The 2,437-nt window shown below is 40.3% G+C and carries 2 protein-coding genes; both read right to left on the bottom strand.

The genetic code is table 11. The features are described 5' to 3' along the window. On the bottom strand, positions 1–1,479 hold a 1,479-nt coding region (locus F6K38_RS39440; protein WP_287360352.1), incomplete at its 3' end, for a protein kinase domain-containing protein. 419 nt (positions 1,480–1,898) lie between these two features. Then, positions 1,899–2,437 (bottom strand): hypothetical protein (locus F6K38_RS39435; protein ID WP_287360350.1); only part of this gene is annotated, 539 nt, incomplete at its 5' end.

The raw sequence follows: 2,437 nt of genomic DNA, 5'->3' as shown, positions 1-2,437 counted from the left end.
ACCAGCATGAAGCCACCAGTCAAATCCCCCAACCCAGCGCCGTGATGGCAAATGTCCTACTTGGGCTTGGAGTTGGAAGTCGAAGTCTTGATCTCGAAGATGGGAGTTGTGAACGGGCCAGCTGATGCAATCGCAAAAACTATAGTAATCCTCTCCTACTGCTTCATAGATCCGGCTTTGAACACTAAAACCAAAGCGTCCACCACTATAGTTGATCCAAAGTTGGTCAATTTTAAGCAATTGGTCACAGGGCAAATTAGCAATATCTTGCTTATTGAGATAATAGCCTGGGGTTTTGTTAACCAACTGACATAGCATATCCCAGGTTTCTTGGTCTGCATCTTGCCATTTTTTTCGAGCTAGTAAATCCTGTAATCGAGTGTAGTCTAGGTCTACTGCTGAGATTAACCGTTGACTAGCACAGGCATGAATCACTGGCTGGATAGCTGGTGAGGTCGAGTTGAGCGCTTGCAATACTTGATCCGCAGATTGGTAGCGCTTTTTAACCGTATTGTGGACTAACTTATCCAGGATGTTACCCAAATGTTTACTGACCGATTTCCCTGATGGCAAGAAATCACGCCATACCCAGCAGTTATTGAGAGAATCATGCATATCCAAAGGTGGTACCCCTGTCAGCAAGTGAAGGCAAGTGACACCTAAGCTATACAGATCACTGGCAGGAAAGGCTTTCCCCCTAATTTGTTCTGGTGCCATGTATTCTGGGGTACCGATAACCGTACCTGTTTGTCCATTAGCTGTGTCAGTGATGAATTTGGCAATACCAAAATCAATCAGTACCAGCTCCTTTGATTCTGTTAGAGGAAGGCGTTGGGTTTTGTTCGAGGATAATCGGCGCGGATTTCTCTGGGATTGAATAATCAGATTTTGGCTCAGGGGTACAGTGGGAGAACTATAGCTAATTCCTGGACTTTGGGCAACGTTCGCCTTTGTAGAGCTGTCGCGGCGAATAATGTTCTCTGGCTTGATATCCCGATGAATCACCTGATGCTGATGAATATATTGCAGCACAGGTAAGATATCTTGTAATAATGCCCAAATTTGCTTCTCGTTGTATATCTGTTGTTGCTGCAACTCTTTGCTTAGGGTTTGTCCAGCAATCCACTCTTGGATCAAATAAAGCTGTTCATTCTGTTCAAAATGTGCCAACAAGCTAGGAATTTGGGGATGTTTGCCTAATTCATCCAATCGCACCGCTTCTTGGTGAAACAGTTCAATGGCTTTTTGGGAAACCCCTCTGTGTTGACTCTCCAGATAAAATTGTTTAATAACACAGTGAGGTTGAGAAGGGATATCTTCATCTACTGCCAAAAACGTTCTACCAAATCCACCGCGACCAATGGGATAAAGGGGTCTATATCGGTCTTTCAACCTTAATTTATATCCACAATTACTGCAAAATTTAGCTGAGTCTGGATTTTGAGGAGAGATGCATCCAGGAATTACACAATAGGTCATTAGTAATTAGTTTTTGTTAATTACACTATTTAATTATTTTTTAAGCTTTACTTGTTAAGTTTGAGCAGTTTTTAGTATTAAGTACACTTTAACTCATTATCCAGTAGCTTGTCATGTCTAGGTATAAACTAACGAGCTTACCGGCTCCGATAGCTTTGCCCAATTGTTGAGGGAACTGCTTTCACGCATTTAACTTGTCACAGCTTATTGCCTGGGCGCACCACTATATAGCCATCCTATCTGATTCGTGAAAGAAATGGGCTGCTTTAAGGCAGAAGGCAGAAGGCAGAAGGGACCGGATTTGGAACTATTTTTTAAGAAGTCCAGTGATTTTACAAATGATTTAGGATTGCTATAGTTTTAGTTTACTGTCAGCTAAATGCTGACTGCTGATAACTGAATGCTGACTATAATTATTTCTAACTTTCAAGTTCTAGTTCACATTGACTGAATACATAATTAATTGCTGAATACACTCGCTCTAAATCAGAAATTGTATAATTGTTAATTTCTCTAGTATAGAGATTTTCTTTGAGTTTACCAAACTGCCAAACTTGACCATTGGAAACAATTCCAAATATAGTTTGCTCAGATTGGTCATTAAGCTTTTGAATTGCCACCATTTCTGCTAAACATTGACCCCACCCCTTAATAAAATCATCCTTTTTAGCTTCTACAGCTACAAAATAGGGATTTTCAAAGATTTGTTTGCCAAGGGGAGACCGCTTTGCTAAAATATAATCGGGTATTCCAGTCAGCTGTTGATCATAGGTTATTGGTTTATGACTCCATAAGGTAAATTTATCTCGATACTGTCTATACACTTCCTTCAAGAGCGGAAAAATAATCGTTTCACAAATAGCATACTCTGACTCTTCAACGGTAAATTCTCGAAGACAAAACTCTAAATCTTCTTTAAACGCTTCTCTGATTACAGTGTCAGTTTCCAGGATATAAT

This window comes from Moorena sp. SIO3B2, assembly GCF_010692525.1.
GTDB lineage: Bacteria > Cyanobacteriota > Cyanobacteriia > Cyanobacteriales > Coleofasciculaceae > Moorena > Moorena producens.
Note: the sequence above shows the minus strand (reverse complement) of the source record. Positions and strands in the feature narration are given on the sequence as shown.